Annotated in this window: 17 protein-coding genes; 6 read left to right on the top strand and 11 right to left on the bottom strand. The window is 72.7% G+C overall.

The genetic code is table 11. The annotated features are described in order from the left end of the window. Positions 1-18: 18 nt before the first annotated feature. Positions 19-504, top strand: a complete 486-nt coding sequence (locus AC07DW_RS20400; protein ID WP_478859064.1) for a DUF3093 domain-containing protein — start codon at positions 19-21, stop codon at positions 502-504. 107 nt (positions 505-611) lie between these two features. Here the strand turns inward: AC07DW_RS20400 and AC07DW_RS20395 are convergent, their stop codons facing one another. From AC07DW_RS20395 to AC07DW_RS20380, 4 genes are all read right to left on the bottom strand, one after another. Continuing rightward, positions 612-1,550 (bottom strand): hypothetical protein, encoded by a 939-nt coding sequence (locus AC07DW_RS20395; protein ID WP_478859063.1) that lies wholly within the window; start codon positions 1,548-1,550, stop codon positions 612-614. A 12-nt stretch (positions 1,551-1,562) separates the two neighbouring features. Next, complete coding sequence (locus AC07DW_RS20390; RefSeq protein WP_003955561.1) at positions 1,563-1,859, bottom strand: DUF4193 domain-containing protein; 297 nt, start codon at positions 1,857-1,859, stop codon at positions 1,563-1,565. Between the two features lie 394 nt (positions 1,860-2,253). Next, positions 2,254-3,483, bottom strand: a complete 1,230-nt coding sequence (locus tag AC07DW_RS20385; RefSeq protein WP_478859062.1) for a sensor histidine kinase — start codon at positions 3,481-3,483, stop codon at positions 2,254-2,256. Between the two features lie 4 nt (positions 3,484-3,487). Beyond that, on the bottom strand, positions 3,488-4,141 hold the full coding sequence (locus AC07DW_RS20380; RefSeq protein ID WP_189553714.1) for a response regulator transcription factor: 654 nt from the start codon (positions 4,139-4,141) through the stop codon (positions 3,488-3,490). A 326-nt stretch (positions 4,142-4,467) separates the two neighbouring features. On the opposite strand from AC07DW_RS20380, the gene AC07DW_RS20375 reads away from it, so the two are divergent. Continuing rightward, a complete protein-coding gene (locus AC07DW_RS20375) occupies positions 4,468-4,641 on the top strand; it encodes a hypothetical protein (RefSeq protein WP_478859061.1) in 174 nt (57 codons plus the stop codon). A gap of 282 nt (positions 4,642-4,923) precedes the next feature. On the opposite strand, the gene AC07DW_RS20370 is transcribed toward AC07DW_RS20375, so the two are convergent. Beyond that, on the bottom strand, positions 4,924-5,733 hold the full coding sequence (locus AC07DW_RS20370) for an inositol monophosphatase family protein (protein WP_478859060.1): 810 nt from the start codon (positions 5,731-5,733) through the stop codon (positions 4,924-4,926). A gap of 9 nt (positions 5,734-5,742) precedes the next feature. Continuing rightward, the gene (locus tag AC07DW_RS20365; RefSeq protein ID WP_478859150.1) at positions 5,743-6,870 is read right to left on the bottom strand and encodes a ferrochelatase; all 1,128 of its coding nucleotides are present in this window, start codon (positions 6,868-6,870) and stop codon (positions 5,743-5,745) included. A 158-nt stretch (positions 6,871-7,028) separates the two neighbouring features. On the opposite strand from AC07DW_RS20365, the gene AC07DW_RS20360 reads away from it, so the two are divergent. Both AC07DW_RS20360 and AC07DW_RS20355 read left to right on the top strand, forming a co-directional pair. After that, entirely contained in the window at positions 7,029-8,285 is a 1,257-nt protein-coding gene (locus AC07DW_RS20360; protein ID WP_478859059.1) for an MFS transporter, read from the top strand. Continuing rightward, on the top strand, positions 8,251-9,564 hold the full coding sequence (locus tag AC07DW_RS20355; RefSeq protein WP_478859149.1) for a D-arabinono-1,4-lactone oxidase: 1,314 nt from the start codon (positions 8,251-8,253) through the stop codon (positions 9,562-9,564). The genes AC07DW_RS20360 and AC07DW_RS20355 overlap by 35 nt, the downstream gene beginning before the upstream one ends. Positions 9,565-9,568: 4 nt before the next feature. On the opposite strand, the gene AC07DW_RS20350 is transcribed toward AC07DW_RS20355, so the two are convergent. Next, a complete protein-coding gene (locus AC07DW_RS20350) occupies positions 9,569-10,309 on the bottom strand; it encodes a hypothetical protein (protein WP_478859058.1) in 741 nt (246 codons plus the stop codon). 530 nt (positions 10,310-10,839) lie between these two features. Here AC07DW_RS20350 and sepH point away from each other — a divergent pair. Then, positions 10,840-11,883, top strand: coding sequence for a septation protein SepH (gene sepH / locus AC07DW_RS20345; protein WP_478859057.1), 1,044 nt, complete (start codon positions 10,840-10,842; stop codon positions 11,881-11,883). Positions 11,884-12,071: 188 nt separating this feature from the next. Here sepH and AC07DW_RS20340 read toward each other — a convergent pair whose 3' ends face one another. Further along, positions 12,072-12,899: a sulfurtransferase gene (locus tag AC07DW_RS20340; RefSeq protein WP_478859056.1), complete on the bottom strand. Its 828-nt coding sequence runs from the start codon at positions 12,897-12,899 to the stop codon at positions 12,072-12,074. A 275-nt stretch (positions 12,900-13,174) separates the two neighbouring features. On the opposite strand from AC07DW_RS20340, the gene AC07DW_RS20335 reads away from it, so the two are divergent. Beyond that, positions 13,175-13,948, top strand: coding sequence for a VOC family protein (locus AC07DW_RS20335; RefSeq protein ID WP_478859055.1), 774 nt, complete (start codon positions 13,175-13,177; stop codon positions 13,946-13,948). Here the strand turns inward: AC07DW_RS20335 and AC07DW_RS20330 are convergent. The 3 genes from AC07DW_RS20330 to AC07DW_RS20320 are packed head-to-tail and all read right to left on the bottom strand — an operon-like array spanning position 13,920 to position 16,449. Then, positions 13,920-14,612 (bottom strand): thymidine kinase, encoded by a 693-nt coding sequence (locus tag AC07DW_RS20330; protein ID WP_478859054.1) that lies wholly within the window; start codon positions 14,610-14,612, stop codon positions 13,920-13,922. The genes AC07DW_RS20335 and AC07DW_RS20330 overlap by 29 nt on opposite strands. Before the next feature lie 47 nt (positions 14,613-14,659). Next, on the bottom strand, positions 14,660-15,865 hold the full coding sequence (locus AC07DW_RS20325; RefSeq protein ID WP_478859053.1) for an alkaline phosphatase family protein: 1,206 nt from the start codon (positions 15,863-15,865) through the stop codon (positions 14,660-14,662). Further along, positions 15,865-16,449, bottom strand: coding sequence for a DUF5998 family protein (locus AC07DW_RS20320; protein WP_478859052.1), 585 nt, complete (start codon positions 16,447-16,449; stop codon positions 15,865-15,867). The genes AC07DW_RS20325 and AC07DW_RS20320 overlap by 1 nt, the downstream gene beginning before the upstream one ends. Between the last annotated feature and the right edge of the window lie 104 nt (positions 16,450-16,553).

Here is a 16,553-nt window from a genome sequence, read left to right as displayed (position 1 = left end):
CGTGCCAAGCTTGGGTGTATGCAGCCTTCCGCAGCGGCCTCCGTCCCGGCCTCCGCCCCGCAGTACGACGAGCGTCTCACCGCTCCCCGCTCCTGGTGGCTGCTGGCCGCCCTGGTGGGGGTCTCGGGCGGGCTGATCATGCTGCCGCTGGGCACGCTGCCCATGCTGGGCGGTGTGATCCTGGCCGGTGCGCTGGCGTGCATGGGGGTCAGTTCGTACGGCTCCGCCCGGGTCAGGGTCGTGGCCGGTTCGCTGGTCGCCGGGGACGCGCGCATCCCGGTGTCGGCGCTGGGCGAGCCCGAGGTGCTGGACGCCGAGGAGGCGCGCGCCTGGCGGACGTACAAGGCGGACACGCGCGCGTTCATGCTGATGCGCGGGTACGTCCCGGGGGCGGTCCGCGTCGAGGTCACGGACCCGGCCGATCCGACGCCGTACGTGTACCTGTCCAGTCGCGACCCGGAGGCGCTGGCGGCCGCGCTGACCGGCGTACGGGCGCGGGGCTAGGCAAACGGCGTACGGCGCGCGGGGCCGGACGTGCGGCCGCATGGGCGGCAGTGCCGAGGAGGCGCGGCTGCGCGGTGGCCGGCGATCGTGGACGGCGGGCCCGGGCGCTAGAAGCCGATCTCCTTGGGGTTCTCCGGCTGTTCCAGAGGGGGCAGCTGGGGAAGCGCGTCCCAGGGCACCTGCCGGCTGCGGAGGTCCTTGCGGATGCGCTCGGCGAGTTTCCTGGTGTCGCGCCCGTTCATGACGGCGCCGACGGCCGCCCCGACCATGAACGGCATCAGGTTCGGCAGGTTGCGCACCATGCGCTTCGTGATCTGCTGGCGCAGTTCGCGCTTCATACGACCGCCGAGGGCGGCGTTGAGAGTGGTGGGCTTGGTGACGTCGATCCCGCGCTCCTCCGTCCAGGAGGTCAGATACGCGGTCGCGCGCTCCTTGAGGTTGCCCGGGGGCCGCTGTCCGTAGACCTCGTGGAGTTCGGCGATGAGCTTCAGCTCGATCGCCGCGACGCCGGTGATCTCGGCGGCCATCTCGGCCGGCATGGCCGGCGGTACGGGCAGCATGGCGGCCGCGCCGATACCGGCCCCCACGGTGGAGGTGGCGTTGGCCGCGCCCGCGATCAGCTTGTCCGCGAGCTGCTCGGGGGTCAGGCCCGGGAACTGCCCGCGCAGGGTCGCCAGGTCCCGGACGGGAACGCGCGGGGCGTTCTCGATGAGCCGGTCGGCGAGGTGGGCGAGGCCCGCCCTCACGCCCTCACGGCTCCTGTGCACGCCGCGCATGACGGCGCCGAGACGTCGGCCCTTGGCGGGCGTCCCGGCCGGCGCACCGGCCGTTCCGTCCTGCCCGGCCGGCGCCCCTGCCCTTCCGGCCGCCTCGAGCGAGGCCGAGGGGCCCCGCTCGTCGTCACGCGCGCCGGGAGGGGGCAGGAGGGCGGAGTGCTCGGCGGGCGCGTCGTGAGCGCCTGGTGCCGGGTCTGTGCCGCCCTGGTACGCCTCCGGCTTCCTGTGGAGCCGGAAGCGTCGCTTCCGAGAAGGGGTGTCGCCTGCCACGGCCGACGGACCTCAGTCGCAGTCGCGGCAGATCGGCTGGCCGTTCTTCTCGCGGGCCAGCTGACTGCGGTGGTGGACCAGGAAGCAGCTCATGCAGGTGAACTCATCGGCCTGCTTGGGCAGCACCCGGACGGCCAGTTCCTCGTTCGAAAGGTCCGCGCCGGGCAGCTCCAGACCCTCGGCCGCCTCGAACTCGTCGACGTCGACGGTCGAGGTCGACTTGTCGTTGCGCCGGGCCTTCAGTTCTTCAAGGCTGTCCGAGTCGACGTCGTCGTCGGTCTTGCGTGGGGTGTCGTAATCCGTTGCCATGTCGCTCTCCCCCTCTGGGTGGTTGCGGTGTCTCCAGCGCACGTAACGCGTGAGAGGCCGGACTTGTGCCCGACCTGAGGCGGAGATTTTGCCTCACATCAAGGTCTGTTACTCAATCGACACCCAACCGGACCCCTGGAGAGGGATCGGGTTTGGATGGCGAACGGGACCGTACACGGTCCGGAAGCCGCGCCCGACGGGCGCCACCCCGTGTACTTCCCGTGATTACACCCCCCGGAAACCCGGACTTTTCCCGGTTTTCCGGGGGAATTCTTGATCACGGAGAGTAGATGACCGGAAACGGTCCCTTGTGATCGATCACACACGGAAGTCTCATGAACCGGTCACGAAAATTCCGCGTGAAGCGAACACCAGGGACGGCTCGTCCGGCGCGTCACACCGGAAGTGTGACCCGCATGACGAGGCCGCCGCCCTCGCGGGGCTCCGCGATGATACGGCCCCCGTGGGCCCGCGCCACCGACCGGGCGATCGAGAGGCCCAGGCCGACGCCCTTGTCGCTCCCGGTGCGCTCCTGCCGGAGCCGCCGGAACGGTTCGAAGAGATTGTCGATCTCGTACGCCGGGACCACCGGCCCCGTGTTCGACACCACCAGCACCGCCTGCCCGGGCTGCGTCCCGGTGGTCACCTCCACCCAGCCTCCGTCCACGTTGTACCGGACGGCGTTCTGCACCAGGTTCAGGGCGATCCGCTCCAGCAGGACGCCATTGCCCTGTACGGCGGCGGGGGCGCGCTCACCGCGGATCTCCACGCCCTTGGCCTCGGCCTCCGCCCGCGTCTGGTCGAGGGCGCGCGAGGCGACCTCCGCCAGGTCCACCGGCTTGCGCTCCACGATCTCGTTGTCGCTCCGAGCGAGCAGCAGCAGGCCCTCCACGAGCTGCTCGCTGCGCTCGTTGGTGGCCAGCAGCGTCTTGCCCAGCTGGTGCAGCTCGGTCGGGGCCCCGGGGTCGGACAGGTGCACCTCCAGCAGGGTGCGGTTGATCGCCAGCGGCGTCCGCAGCTCGTGCGAGGCGTTGGCGACGAACCGCTGCTGGGCGGTGAACGCCCGCTCCAGCCGGTCCAGCATGTCGTCGAAGGTGTCGGCGAGCTCCTTCAGCTCGTCGTCCGGGCCGTCCAGCTCGATCCGGCGGGAGAGGTCGGTACCGGCCACGTTCCGGGCGGTGCGGGTGATGCGGCCCAGCGGCGACAGCACCCGTCCCGCCATCGCGTAACCGAAGGCGAAGGCGATGACGCTGAGGCCCAGGAGGGCGAACAGCGAACGGCGCAGCAGATCGTCGAGGGCGTGCTGGCGCTGCTCGTTGACGCACGAGTTCATCGCCCGGTTGAACTCGTCGGGGCCGGCCTCGACCGGGAAGTTGCAGACGTTGCTCGTCACCTGGCCGTTGACGATCTTGAACGGGAGTTCGCTGCCGATGTGGAGGGCCTGGGCGGCCAGCAGGTAGATGATCGACAGCAGCAGGATGCCGGCGATCAGGAACATCCCGCCGTACAGCAGCGTGAGCCGTATGCGGATCGTCGGGCGCAGCCAGGGGCGGACCGGCTCTCTGGGGTCCCAGGTCGGCTTGGGGGGCGCCTGTGGTGGCACCGGCGTCGGGGTCGCGGCCACGGGATCAGATCCGGTACCCGGAACCCGGCACGGTGACGATCACCGGCGGTTCGCCGAGCTTGCGGCGCAGGGTCATCACGGTGACACGCACGACGTTGGTGAAGGGGTCGGTGTTCTCGTCCCAGGCCTTCTCCAGCAGCTGCTCGGCCGAGACCACGGCGCCCTCGCTGCGCATGAGGACCTCCAGGACCGCGAACTCCTTGGGCGCCAGCTGGATCTCCCGGCCGTCCCGGAAGACCTCGCGCCGGTTCGGGTCGAGCTTGATCCCGGCCCGCTCCAGGACGGGCGGCAGCGGCACCGTCGTACGCCGTCCGAGCGCCCGTACCCGGGCCGTCAGCTCGCTGAACGCGAACGGCTTGGGGAGGTAGTCGTCGGCGCCGATCTCCAGGCCCTCCACCCGGTCGCTGACGTCACCGGACGCGGTGAGCATCAGGACGCGGGTGGGCATGCCGAGATCGACGATCTTGCGGCAGACGTCGTCACCGTGGACGAGGGGAAGGTCGCGGTCGAGGACGACCACGTCGTAGTCGTTGACCCCGATGCGCTCCAGGGCGGCCGCCCCGTCGTACACGACGTCGACGGCCATGGCCTCCCGGCGCAGACCGGTGGCCACCGCATCGGCGAGCAGCTGCTCGTCCTCGACGACGAGTACGCGCACAGGTGGTTCCTTCCTCCGAGCCCGGTCCCGGGCGTATTCCTCGCACTGACTGTGCGTGTCCATCCTGCCCCGAACGCGCGTAAACCGGCTGTAAGGCGGCCTGCGAGGGGAGGGTGGCCCGGTGCGGCGGTACGGGAATCAACGGAATCCGCGCACGAGTTGAGGTTTCCATGAGGAAGCCGTTGGGGAGGACGACTGCACACCCGAGATCACGCCCCGTATGTGGCGCGCCACAAATCGCTCTGTCCCCCAGAGGTGCTGTGCGTGATCGAACGACAACCCTCGGCACACCCCCGTGCCACCGACTCATGACGAGGGGGCGCACGATGGACGCTTTCACCGCAGGACTGCTGCAGCGCATAAGGACCACGGAGACCGACCTCACTCGGGCTCGCGAGACGGGAGACGACTTCCTGGCCGATGTCGAGCAGGCTGAGCTCGACGACCTGCGCCGCCTCGCGGCGGAGCACGGCGTGGAGATCACCACCGCGATGGCCTGACCACGGACGGCGCCGGGGCCCCGGCCGTCGCGCGGACACCCGCGGGACGGCCGGGGCCCTTCGCTGTGCCGCCCCTGTGCGGGAGCCGGTCGCCGGATGGGCGAACGGACGCGGGAGGGGCGCTCGTGGCCGGGGCTGGGCCCGCGCGGCCGCTGAAGGGGCGTGTGCCGGCCTGCGGCTGCCGGGGCTCGTGGCGGGTCCGCGCGGCCGCTCAAGGGGCTCGTGGCGGGTCCGCCCGGCTGCGGCGGCGTGGCGGGCCGGAGCCGCGGTGGAGGCCCCGTGCTAGTCGTGCCAGGCGCCGAAGTCCTCCAGGAGGGCCTGGAGCGGTTCGAAGACGCCGGGGGGCGCCGCCACCGTCAGCTCGCCCGTCGGCGGCGTCCCCGGCCGGCCGCCGGTCAGGGCGCCGGCCTCGCGGGCGATCAGGGCGCCGGCCGCCAGGTCCCAGGGGCTGAGCCCCCGCTCGTAGTACCCGTCCAGGCGGCCGGCGGCCACGTCGCACAGGTCGGTCGCGGCCGAGCCGCCGCGCCGGATGTCGCGGAGCCTGGGGATCAGGCGCTGCGCCACGTCGGCCTGGTGGGCGCGGACCTCGGCCACGTAGTTGAAACCGGTCGAGATCAGGGCCTGGTCCAGCGGCGGGGCGGGCCGGCAGCGGACGGGCCGGTCGTCGAGGAACGCACCGCCGCCGAGGACCGCCCGGAACGTCTCGCCACGCATCGGCACCTCGACGACCCCGACAAGGGTTTCGCCGTCCCGCTCGGCGGCGATGGACACCGCCCAGGTCGGCAGGCCGTACAGGTAGTTGACCGTGCCGTCGAGCGGGTCGACGACCCAGCGGACGCCGCTCACGCCCTCGGCGGCGGCCCCCTCCTCGCCGAGGACCCCGTCGTCGGGGCGGTGCTCGGCGAGGAAGCCGGTGATCAGCTTCTCGGCGGCGATGTCCATCTCGGTGACGACGTCGATGGGGCTCGACTTGGTCGCCGCGACACCGAGGTCGGCCGGGCGGCCGTCGCGCAGCAGGGCACCGGCCCGGCGGCCGGCCTCCAGGGCCAGGTCGAGGAGCTCGGTGAGCAGCGGGTCACGCGGGTCGGTCACGGCGCCTCCTCAGGCGTACGGGCTGTCGGCGCCGGCCGCCGCGGGCCGCGCGGTGCGGGCCGGGCAGCAGCCGATGGGGCACAGGTCGTGCGAGGCGCCGAGGGCACCCAGCACGCAGCGCTCCACCGCGGTCCCGCGCTCGGCCGCCGCGCGCTCCAGGACCAGGTCGCGGACGGCTGCCGCGAAGCGCGGGTCGTCGCCCACGGTCGCCGACCGGCGCACCGGGAGGCCGAGCTCGGCGGCCTTGGCGGTGGCCTCGGTGTCCAGGTCGTACAGGACCTCCATGTGGTCCGAGACGAACCCGATCGGCACCATGACGACCGCGGGCGCCCCGGCGCCGTGCAGGGCTTCCAGGTGGTCGCAGATGTCCGGCTCCAGCCACGGGATGTGCGGGGCGCCGCTGCGGGACTGGTAGACGAGCTCCCAGGGGTGCTCGACGCCCGTCTGCTCCCGTACGGCGTCGGCGACGAGCCGGGCGACGTCCAGGTGCTGCCTCACGTAGGCGCCGCCCTCCCCGTGCTCCTCCGCGGGACCGGAGGTGTCGGCCGCCGACGTCGGGATGGAGTGCGTGGTGAAGGCCAGGTGGGCGCCCGCGCGCACGGACTCGTCGAGCTGGGCCAGCGACGCGAGGACCCCGTCGACCATGGGCCGGACGAAGCCGGGGTGGTTGAAGTAGTGCCTGAGCTTGTCGACCCGCGGCAGCGGCAGGCCCTCCGCCTCCAGCGTGGCGAGGGCGTCCGCCAGGTTCTCCCGGTACTGGCGGCAGCCGGAGTACGAGGCGTAGGCGCTGGTGGCGAGCACCGCGATCCGGCGGTGGCCGTCGGTGACCATCTCGCGCAACGTGTCGGTGAGGTACGGCGCCCAGTTCCGGTTGCCCCAGTACACGGGCAGGTCGAGTCCGGCGTCCGCGAAGTCCTTGCGCAGCGCGGCGAGCAGCGCGCGGTTCTGGTCGTTGATCGGGCTGACGCCGCCGAAGAGGAAGTAGTGCTGCCCCACTTCCTTGAGGCGTTCCTTGGGGATGCCCCTGCCCCTGGTCACGTTCTCCAGGAACGGGACCACGTCGTCGGGGCCCTCGGGACCGCCGAAGGAGAGCAGCAGCAAGGCGTCGTACGGGGCGGGATCGCGCTGATCGGACACGGGGTCGGCCATGGCATCGGACATGGGATCGATCCTGCCACCCGGGTCCGGCCGCCGGGAAACCGCCGTGCGTCGTCACCCTTTCGGACGTAACCTGTCAAGGCTGCCCATACGCCTTACGCCACGCGCGCCCTACGCCTTCCGGCCGGAGTACCACCTTGCCCAGTCCCTACCGCGCGATCTTCTCCGCTCCCGGCACCGTGGGCTTCTCCACCGCCGGGTTCCTCGGCCGCATGCCGCTGGCCATGATGGGCATCGGCATCGTCACGATGATCTCCCAGGTCACCGGCCGCTACGGACTGGCCGGCGCGCTCTCCGCGACGCTCGCCGTCTCCGCCGCCGTGCTGGGTCCCCAGGTCTCGCGGCTGGTCGACCGGTACGGCCAGCGGCGGGTGCTGCGCCCGGCCACCCTGGTCACCGTCGCGGCCGTGGCCGGGCTGCTGGCCTGTACACAACTGGGGCTGCCGGAGTGGACGCTGTTCGTGTTCTCGGCGGCGGCCGGCTGCGTGCCGAGCGTCGGCGCCATGACCAGGGCCCGGTGGGCGACGATCTACCGGGGCTCGCCGCGCGAGCTGCACACCGCGTACTCCTTCGAGTCGATCATCGACGAGGTGTGCTTCATCTTCGGCCCGATCATCTCCATCGGGCTGTCGACCGTGTGGTTCCCCGAGGCGGGTCCGCTGCTGGCGGCCGTCTTCCTGGCCGTCGGCGTGTGGTGGCTGACCGCCCAGCGCGCCACCGAGCCGAAGCCCCACCCGGTCGAGCAGCACACCGGCGGCTCGGCGCTGCGGTCCCCCGGCCTGCAAGTGCTGGTGGCCGCGTTCGTCGCCACCGGCACGATCTTCGGCGCGGTGGATGTGGTGACGGTGGCGTTCGCCGAGGAGGAGGGTCACAAGGCGGCGGCCAGCCTGGTGCTGGCGGTGTACGCGCTGGGCTCGTGCGTGGCGGGTGCCGTCTTCGGGCTGCTGCACCTCAAGGGCGAGCCGTCGCGCAGGTGGGTCGTGGGTGTGTGTGCGATGTCCGTGAGTATGATCCCCCTCCAACTGGCCGGGAGCCTGCCGTTCCTGGCCGTGGCGCTCTTTGTCGCGGGCCTCGCCATCGCGCCGACGATGGTGACGACCATGGCCCTCGTCGAGACCCACGTACCGCGCACCAAACTGACCGAGGGCATGTCCTGGACGAGTACCGGGCTCGCGGTCGGCGTGGCGCTCGGCTCCTCGGCCGCCGGCTGGGTGGTCGACTCCCACGGGGCGGCCGCGGGGTACGCGGTGCCCGGCATCGCCGGAGTGCTCGCGGCCGTGGTGGCGTTCCTGGGGTACCGCCGGCTGCGCAGGCCGGTGCCGACGCGGGAGGGGCAGCGTGAGCGGGACTCTCAGGGCTCTGCGGAGCCGGAACGAGAAGGACACGTGGCGTAACTGGGCGGGGACCGTCGCCGCCAGGCCGGTGCGGGAGGCCCGTCCCGCTTCCGTGCGCGAGCTGGCGGAGACCGTGCGGTCGGCCGCCCGGGAGGGTCTGCGGGTCAAGACGGTCGGTACGGGTCACTCGTTCACGTCCATCGCCGCCACCGACGGCGTACTGGTCCGTCCGGACCTGCTGACCGGCATCCGCCGGATCGACCGCCACGAGATGACGGTGACGGTGGAGTCGGGCACTCCGCTGAAGCGGCTGAACGCGGTCCTGGCCCGGGAGGGCCTGTCGCTCACCAACATGGGCGACATCATGGAGCAGACGGTGGCGGGCGCCACCAGCACCGGTACGCACGGCACGGGCCGGGACTCGGCCTCGATCGCCGCGCAGATCAGGGAGCTGGAGCTGGTCACGGCGGACGGCCGGGTGCTGACCTGCTCCGAGAAGGAGAACGCCGAGGTCTTCGCGGCCGCCCGGATCGGGCTGGGCGCCCTGGGGATCGTCTCGGCCCTCACCCTCGCCGTGGAGCCGATCTTCCTGCTCACCGCGCGCGAGGAGCCCATGTCCTTCGACCGGGTCACCTCGGAGTTCGACGCGCTCCACGCGGAGAACGAGCACTTCGAGTTCTACTGGTTCCCGCACACCGGCAACTGCAACACCAAGCGCAACAACCGCAGCGCGGGCCCGGCGGCGCCGCCCGGCCGGGTCAGCGGCTGGATCGAGGACGAGCTGCTGTCCAACGGCCTGTTCCAGGTGGTGAACTCGCTCGGCCGGGCGGTGCCCGCGACCGTTCCCGCCATCGCCAGGGTCTCCAGCCGCGCGCTGTCCGCCCGTACGTACACGGACATCCCCTACAAGGTCTTCACGAGCCCCCGGCGGGTGCGGTTCGTGGAGATGGAGTACGCGCTGCCGAGGGCGACGGCGGTCGACGCCCTGCGCGAGCTGAGGGCGATGGTCGACCGGTCGCCGTTGCGCGTCAGCTTCCCCGTCGAGGTCCGGACGGCACCCGCCGACGACATCACGCTCTCCACGGCTTCGGGCCGGGACACCGCCTACATCGCGGTGCACATGTACAAGGGCACGCCGTACCGCTCGTACTTCACGGCGGCGGAGCGGATCATGACCGCCCACGGCGGACGGCCGCACTGGGGCAAGCTGCACACGCGGGACGCGGCGTACTTCGCGGAGGTCTACCCGCGGTTCGGGGAGTTCACCGCGCTGCGTGACCGCCTGGACCCGGACCGGGTGTTCGGCAACGACTACCTGCGGCGGGTCCTGGGCGCCTGACCGCTCACCCGGCCGGGGTGTCCCCGGACGGCGCCGCGGCGGACGGTGGCACGGGGGCCGACGGTGTGGAGGTCGGAGTCGGCGCGGGCGGCGTCGGAGTGGGGGGCGGGGTCGGCGCGGGGACCGTGGGGCCGGCCGGGTCCGGCGCCGGGGTCGCGGTGCGGGCGTCGCCGTCCCGTCCGGTGTCCCGGTCGTCCGGCTCCGGCGTCGGCTCTTGTGGGTCGTGCTCGTCCCGGTGCCGCTCCGGGCGCTGTTCCGGGTGGGTGGGTGACGGGGTGGTGGCCGGGTGGTGCCCGGAGTGGCCGCCGCGTACGACGCCACTGATGGTGGTCCCCCTGCCGCCGCTCAGGTCCTGACCGGACATCAGCTCGTACGCGGTGATGCCCGCCATGGCCACACCGAAGACCAGCGCCGCCGCGACCACCGAACGTTTCCAGCCACGGACCCGCGTGCCGTACACGGTGGCCCCGCCGAACTCCCCCGGCGCGCCCGGCCGCTCCTCCCGGTGACCCGGCCGGGTCCGGCCGACCGGTGCCGCGACCTCGCGCACCCGTTCCCCGGTACTCCGGAACATGTGCTGGAAGACCGAGCCCCCGCACGTGGCGATGACACTGATCACGCCCGCGCCCAGCACGGTGCCGTACACCCCCATGTTGGAGGCGAGTTTGGCGGCCACGACGGCCGCCACGGCGCTTCCCGCGACCTGCGCGACGTTCAGGTCGAGCCGCTTCCCGTTCTCTCGCACCCCTTCTGTCCGGCTATAGCGCGTGTACACCTTCTCATCCATTTTCGTCCTTGGTTCACCCATCCGTACCAGCATGCAGGGAGAGGAGACCTTTGGGCGAAGTGAATGGTTCCAGTTCAGGGGATTCTGTGAAGGTCACCACGTATGACGGCCGATCAGGGAATCCATCCGCCGGACCCGGGGAGAACTACGGCGGCGCGCCGGTCCACCCAGGTGGCCCGAATGGAGTACTGTGGCGAGCCCTGGGCCCCGTTCCCTTTTCGGGCGTCCGGGACCAACGGGAGGGGGCCGAAAGCGGCACTCGTTCCGGCGGCGCCGCAGCACCGCACGGCCGCCTGCTGCACGGAGTGACCAGGACGGTCACTCTGAGTGGTAAACAGGTAACCGTGCCATAACGGCGTTCCAGGGCCCACGCCCGACACGCCGGGCAACTCGGCAAGGTTGTGGCAGGCTGCACCCGGGCAGGCCACACTCGACTAGCGGAAGCAGCGACGCAGGTGACGTCGGCAGGCACCACCCGGGAGGTCCCCATGCCCGAACTGCGTGTCGTGGCCGTCTCCAATGACGGCACACGACTGGTGCTGAAGGCTGCTGACAACACGGAGTACACGCTTCCGATCGACGAGCGGCTCCGCGCCGCCGTGCGCAACGACCGTGCCCGCCTCGGTCAGATCGAGATCGAGGTGGAGAGCCACCTCCGCCCCCGGGACATCCAGGCGCGTATACGCGCGGGAGCCTCCGCCGAAGAGGTCGCCCAGCTCGCGGGCATCCCCGTCGAGCGGGTACGCCGCTTCGAGGGCCCCGTCCTCGCGGAGCGCGCCTTCATGGCCGAGCGGGCCCGGAAGACCCCGGTGCGCCGGCCCGGCGAGAACACCGGCCCGCAACTGGGCGAGGCGGTCCAGGAGCGGCTGCTGCTGCGCGGCGCCGACAAGGACACGGTGATCTGGGACTCCTGGCGCCGCGACGACGGCACGTGGGAAGTGCTGCTGGTCTACCGCGTCGCGGGTGAGGTCCACTCGGCGAGCTGGACGTACGACCCGCCCCGCCGGCTGGTCCAGGCCGTGGACGACGAGGCCCGCGCGCTGATCGGCGAGACCGACGACGCGGTGGCCGTGCAGGAGCCGAGCTTCCCCTTCGTCCCGCGCATCGCGCGCCTCCCGCGCGACCGGCCGCTGGACCGCGCGCTCGACCGGCAGATGGAGCGCCCGGCGCCCGTCCCGGCTCCCGAGCCGGAGGAGGAGCCCGAGCGCGACTCGCTGACCAGCCTGCTGGAGGCGGTGCCGAGCTTCCGGGGCGACATGGTCGTTCCCGAACGCCCGGCGGTCGACCCCTCCGTGACCGAGCCCGTCCAGGATCCCGACGCGGAGGAGCCCCCGGCTCCCGCCGCCTCGGCGGGCGCCGGTTCGGCGTACGCGGACGTGCTGATGCCCCGCGCGGTGAGCGGTCACCGCGACCGGCTGACGGGCACGACCGACCGGCAGGCCGAGGCGGACGGCGTCCGGCCCGGGCGGCGCGCGGCGGTCCCCAGCTGGGACGAGATCGTCTTCGGCACGCGCCGCAAGAAACAGGAGTAGCACCGGGAGTGGTGCCGGGGCCGGGGCCACCCCGGGCGCACCGCCCGGCCCGTCCGGCCCGGGTCGGCGTGGGCGGCTTCGGGGCCGGCCCGCACCGCGCCCGGGACCAGGGCCTGTCCTTCGGACCACGCTCACCGGCCCTGGACAGCACCCGCCCCTTTCCTGCGCCCTGCTCCCAACGACAGGCCCTAGCCGCGGGCGGAACCGGTGGCGACCGGACGGGCCGGGTCGGACGACCACTCCGACCAGGAGCCCGCGTACAACGCCGCCCGGATGCCCGCGATCTCCAGGGCCAGCACCTCGTGGGCACCGGAGACACCCGAGCCGCAGTACACGCCGACCTCCGGGGCGTCGGCCGCGCCCAGGGTCTTGAAGCGGGCCGCCAGTGCCTCGGCCGGCAGGAACCGGCCGCTCTCGTCGACGTTCTCCGTCGTCGGGGCCGAGGCCGCGCCCGGGATGTGGCCGGCCACCGGATCGATCGGCTCCACCTCGCCCCGGTACCGCTCCCCCGCCCGCGCGTCCAGCAGCAGGCCCCTGCGCGCCAGCGCCGCCGCCCCGTCCGCGTCCAGCAGCGGGAGGGCGCCCGGCTCGGGCGTGAAGTCGCCGGGCACCGGCGTGGGCGGGTCGGTCGTCAGCTCGCCGCGCCAGGCGGCCAGCCCACCGTCGAGCACCCGTACGTCCGCGTGCCCCGCCCAGCGCAGCAGCCACCGCGCGCGGGCGGCCCCCCAGCCCTGGCCACCGTCGTGCACCACGACCGGGCAGTCGGCACGCACGCCCGCGCGGCGCATCACCGCGCCGAACTCCGCCACGTCCGGCAGCGGATGCCGGCCGCCCGCGCCGGGCGGGCCCGCCAGCTCGGTGTCGAGGTCGACGTACACGGCACCCGGAATGTGCCCCGCTTCGTAGGCCGGCCTGCCGGGCGGCCCGCCCAACTGCCAACGGACGTCCAGGACGACGGGAGGGCGCGCGCCGGCCAGCTCGTCGCCGAGTTCTGCTGCCGAGATGATGGGGTTCATGACGCCATCCTCGCGCAGAAGCGGGCGTGACGGGCGCGGGGACGTTTCTTGCGGGCCGACGTGGGGATGACCAACGATTTTCCGGGCATCCTCTCGCGGAATCGCGCCATTCCACGGCGCGGCCGGGACGCACCGCGCGGCCGGCGGTGCGAGCATCTGACGGGGCGTGGAGCCGGACCCGCGGCTGGTGGCGGGACCGCACCGGCGACCCGCACCGGCGCGGCGCACGCCCGGTCCCCGTACGGCCACGACGATGGTCCGAGGAGAGAGTGACGATGACCGAGGCGACTCGGCACGAACCCGGTACACCCTGCTGGGTGAGCTTGATGGCGCATCGCCTTGACGCGACGCAGGAGTTCTACGGGGAGCTGTTCGGCTGGCAGTTCGAGCCGGGGCCGCAGCAGCTGGGCCCGTACGTCCGCGGGCTGCTCGACGGCAGGGACGTGGCGGGCATCGGCCAGCTGCCGGCCGACCGGCACCTGTCGCCCGCCTGGACGACGTATCTCGCGACGGACGACGCGGACGAGACCGCGGAGGCGATCCGGTGCAGCGGCGGCACGGTCGCCGTCGGTCCGCTCACCGCGGCAGACGCGGGGCGGCTGGTGATCTGCTCCGATCCGGCGGGGGCCGTCTTCGGCGTCTGGCAGGCCGCCGCGCACCACGGCAGCACCGTCGTGGGCGCTCATGGCACCCCGGCCTGGAACGAGTTGCTGACCCGCGAGACGGAGTCGGTCAGCAAGTTCTACAAGACGGTGTTCGGGTACGAGCTGGACCCGGCGGGCTCGGCCGGTCCCGACCTGGTGATGCTGAAGGTCGGCGAGCGGCCTGTCGCCTCCCTGCACGGCGTCGGCGCCTCCCTGCCGCGCGATCGGGGCGCCCACTGGATGACCTGGTTCGAGGTGGCGGACACCGATGCCGCCGCGCGTCGGGTGACCGAGCTGGGTGGTCAGGTGCTGCGGGCGCCGTGCGACGACCCGGCCGGGCGGCTGGCGACCGTGACGGACCCGGAGGGCGCGGTCTTCACGATCGTGCGGTCGGCCGGTCGCTGACGCCGAACTCCTCGGCCGGTACGGGCAGCACGTCCGGGGACAGGGCCGCGGCACGGGCGGTGGCGGCGGTCATCCGGCGCCGGTGGTGACGGCGGCAGAGCACCTCGTACCCGACCTCGCCCACCTCGTCGCCGGCGTTGACGTCACCCACGACGACCTGGGCGCCCTCGACGACCATCTCGCCCCCGACGGTGCGCGCGTTGTGGGTGGCGCGGGCACCGCACCAGCACAGCGCCTCGACCTGGAGCACCTCGACGCGGTCGGCGAGCTCGACGAGGCGCTGGGAGCCGGGGAACAGCTTGGAGCGGAAGTCGGTGGTGATGCCGAAGGCGAAGACGTCCAGTTCGAGGTCGTCGACGACGCGGGCGAGCTGGTCGATCTGCTCGGGCGCGAGGAACTGGGCCTCGTCCGCGATCACGTAGTCGCAGCGGCCGCCCCTGGAGAGGTGACCGACCAGATATGCGTAGAAGTCGAAGCCCTCGGCGGCCTCGACGGCGTCGGTGACCAGGCCGAGCCGGGAGGAGAGCTTGCCCGCGCCGGCCCGGTCGTCACGGGTGAAGATCATGCCCTGGAGGCCACGCGCGGAACGGTTGTGTTCGATCTGCAGAGCGAGGGTGCTCTTTCCGCAGTCCATGGTTCCGGAGAAGAACACCAGCTCGGGCATGGGGAAGTGACGGCCTTTCGGGTCGGGGCACGATGGGGGGAACGGGACTACGGACGTACTTCGAGGAGCGGGACGAGCTGCTCCACGGGGGTCATCGAGCCGTGCATGCCGACCATGGCGGACTCGTTCGGCTCGTTGACGGAGGCCGTGATGACGACGTCGTCGTGGGCGGCCGCGAGGACGTCGCCGATCCTGCCGCGGACGCGCTCGTCGACCCTCGGACCGAACCAGCCGGCCTCGATCGCCTCGTCGCGGCTCGCCACCCAGAACTGCTCGCCGAGCACCTCGCGCCAGCAGGCCAGTACGTCCGACTCGGCTCCCGGCACCGCGTACACGTGGCGGGCCCTGCCCTCGCCGCCGAGCAGGGCGACTCCGGCGCGCAGCTCCCAGTCCTCGTCGAAGTCGATGCGGGACTGCTCGTCGAACGGGATGTCGATCATGCCGTGGTCGGCGGTGACGTAGAGCGCGGACCGGGGCGGGAGCTGCTCGGCGAGGCGCTGGACGAGCCGGTCGACGCACATGAGCTGGCCGCGCCAGGCATCGGAGTCGACGCCGAAGCGGTGGCCGCTGCCGTCGACCTCGCTGTAGTACGTGTAGACGAGCGACCGGTCCCCCGCGGCCAGTTGCCCGGCGGCCAGGTCCATCCGCTCCTCGCCGGTGAGCCGGCCGTGAAACGTTCCGCCACTGAGCGCGACCTTGGTCAGGGGCGTCTCCCGGAAGGTCGGGGAGGACACCTGCGCGGTGTGGACGCCGACGGTGTCGGCGAGCTGGAAGACGGTCGGGTACGGCTGCCAGGCGTGCGGCGGTGTCCAGGGCTTCCAGCGCAACTGGTTCATCAGCTCCCCGATCGCGGGGTCGCGCACGGTGTAGCCGGGCAGGCCGTGCTCGCCGGGCGGGCGTCCGGTGCCGACCGAGGCGAGGGAGGTCGCGGTGGTGGCGGGGAAGCCGGCGGTGATGGGCCGTCCGGTGCCGCCCCGGGAGCTGCCGAGGAGGGAGGCCAGGTAGGGGGCCTCGTCGGGGTGGGCCTTGATCTGCTCCCAGCCGAGCCCGTCGATCAGGAACACGCAGTTGCGGTCGGCGGGCGTCAGCTCGGCGATGCGGTGCTCGAAGCCGGGCACGCCGAGGCCGGCGGCGATGGTCGGCAGCAGGTCCGCGAGGGAGCCGGAGCCGTACTCCGGGACCGGCGCGGTGTCGAGGGCGAGCGGCACCGGTTCGTCGGGCCAGGCGGACGCCATGTGCGCGGGCTGGACCATCAGCGGGTGGCCGCGGTGGCTTCGGACAGGGCCTGGGCGAAGGCGAGGGCCTGGCGCACCGTCTCGGGGCCGTCACCGGCCTCGCTGACGCGGAGACTCAGGTCGTCGGCCGTGGAGTTGCCGGTGTAGCCGTGGTCGGCGTCGCAGTTCGGGTCGCCGCACGCGGCGGGCTCCAGGTCGATCCGGGAGACGGCGCCCCAGCCGATCGTGAGGACGACCTCGCGCGGCAGGGTGCCGGGCGTGTACGACTCGGGGTTGGCGACGACGCGGCTGACGACGACGGACGAGATCCGGCCGAGCTTGACCGACTCGGTGGAGGTCGTCGCGTACGGCGTCGGGGAGCTGGTGTCGGCGTTCTGCTCGTCGGTGTGGCTGACGATGAAACGGGTGTTCGTCAGGACGAGGACCGTGACGTGCCGGCGCACCTCGTTGGCGTCGAAGGTGGTCTCCTGGTGGACCAGGTACGACGCGATCGGCTCCCCGCCGACGGCGGCCTCCACCGCCTCGGCCACAAGGGCCGGGTAGTAGCCGCTGCGCTCGATCGCCGCGCGCAGCCCCTGGGTGGTCGTACCGGTCTTCGCCATGGGCTCCATCCTAATCCCCGGGTAAGGGCGGTCTGGCCGGTTGTGAAGGCGGGCGGGCTGTTCGAGTGTGCCGGGGCCGTCACATCTGGCTCCATCCAGGCTCT

It is taken from the genome of Streptomyces sp. NPDC045701 (genome assembly GCF_056432045.1).
The sequence above is the reverse complement of the archived record's forward strand: the minus strand, read 5'-3'. Positions and strand labels throughout refer to the sequence as shown.

What these genes read in the sequence shown, in the direction of transcription:
- AC07DW_RS20400 (WP_478859064.1), top strand. Translation starts at nt 19, where the DNA reads ATGCAGCCTTCCGCAGCGGCCTCCGTCCCGGCCTCCGCCCCGCAGTAC.
- AC07DW_RS20390 (WP_003955561.1), bottom strand. Translation starts at nt 1,859, where the DNA reads ATGGCAACGGATTACGACACCCCACGCAAGACCGACGACGACGTCGAC.
- AC07DW_RS20375 (WP_478859061.1), top strand. Translation starts at nt 4,468, where the DNA reads ATGGACGCTTTCACCGCAGGACTGCTGCAGCGCATAAGGACCACGGAG.
- sepH (WP_478859057.1), top strand. Translation starts at nt 10,840, where the DNA reads ATGCCCGAACTGCGTGTCGTGGCCGTCTCCAATGACGGCACACGACTG.
- AC07DW_RS20340 (WP_478859056.1), bottom strand. Translation starts at nt 12,899, where the DNA reads ATGAACCCCATCATCTCGGCAGCAGAACTCGGCGACGAGCTGGCCGGC.
- AC07DW_RS20335 (WP_478859055.1), top strand. Translation starts at nt 13,175, where the DNA reads ATGACCGAGGCGACTCGGCACGAACCCGGTACACCCTGCTGGGTGAGC.
- AC07DW_RS20330 (WP_478859054.1), bottom strand. Translation starts at nt 14,612, where the DNA reads ATGCCCGAGCTGGTGTTCTTCTCCGGAACCATGGACTGCGGAAAGAGC.
- AC07DW_RS20325 (WP_478859053.1), bottom strand. Translation starts at nt 15,865, where the DNA reads ATGGTCCAGCCCGCGCACATGGCGTCCGCCTGGCCCGACGAACCGGTG.
- AC07DW_RS20320 (WP_478859052.1), bottom strand. Translation starts at nt 16,449, where the DNA reads ATGGCGAAGACCGGTACGACCACCCAGGGGCTGCGCGCGGCGATCGAG.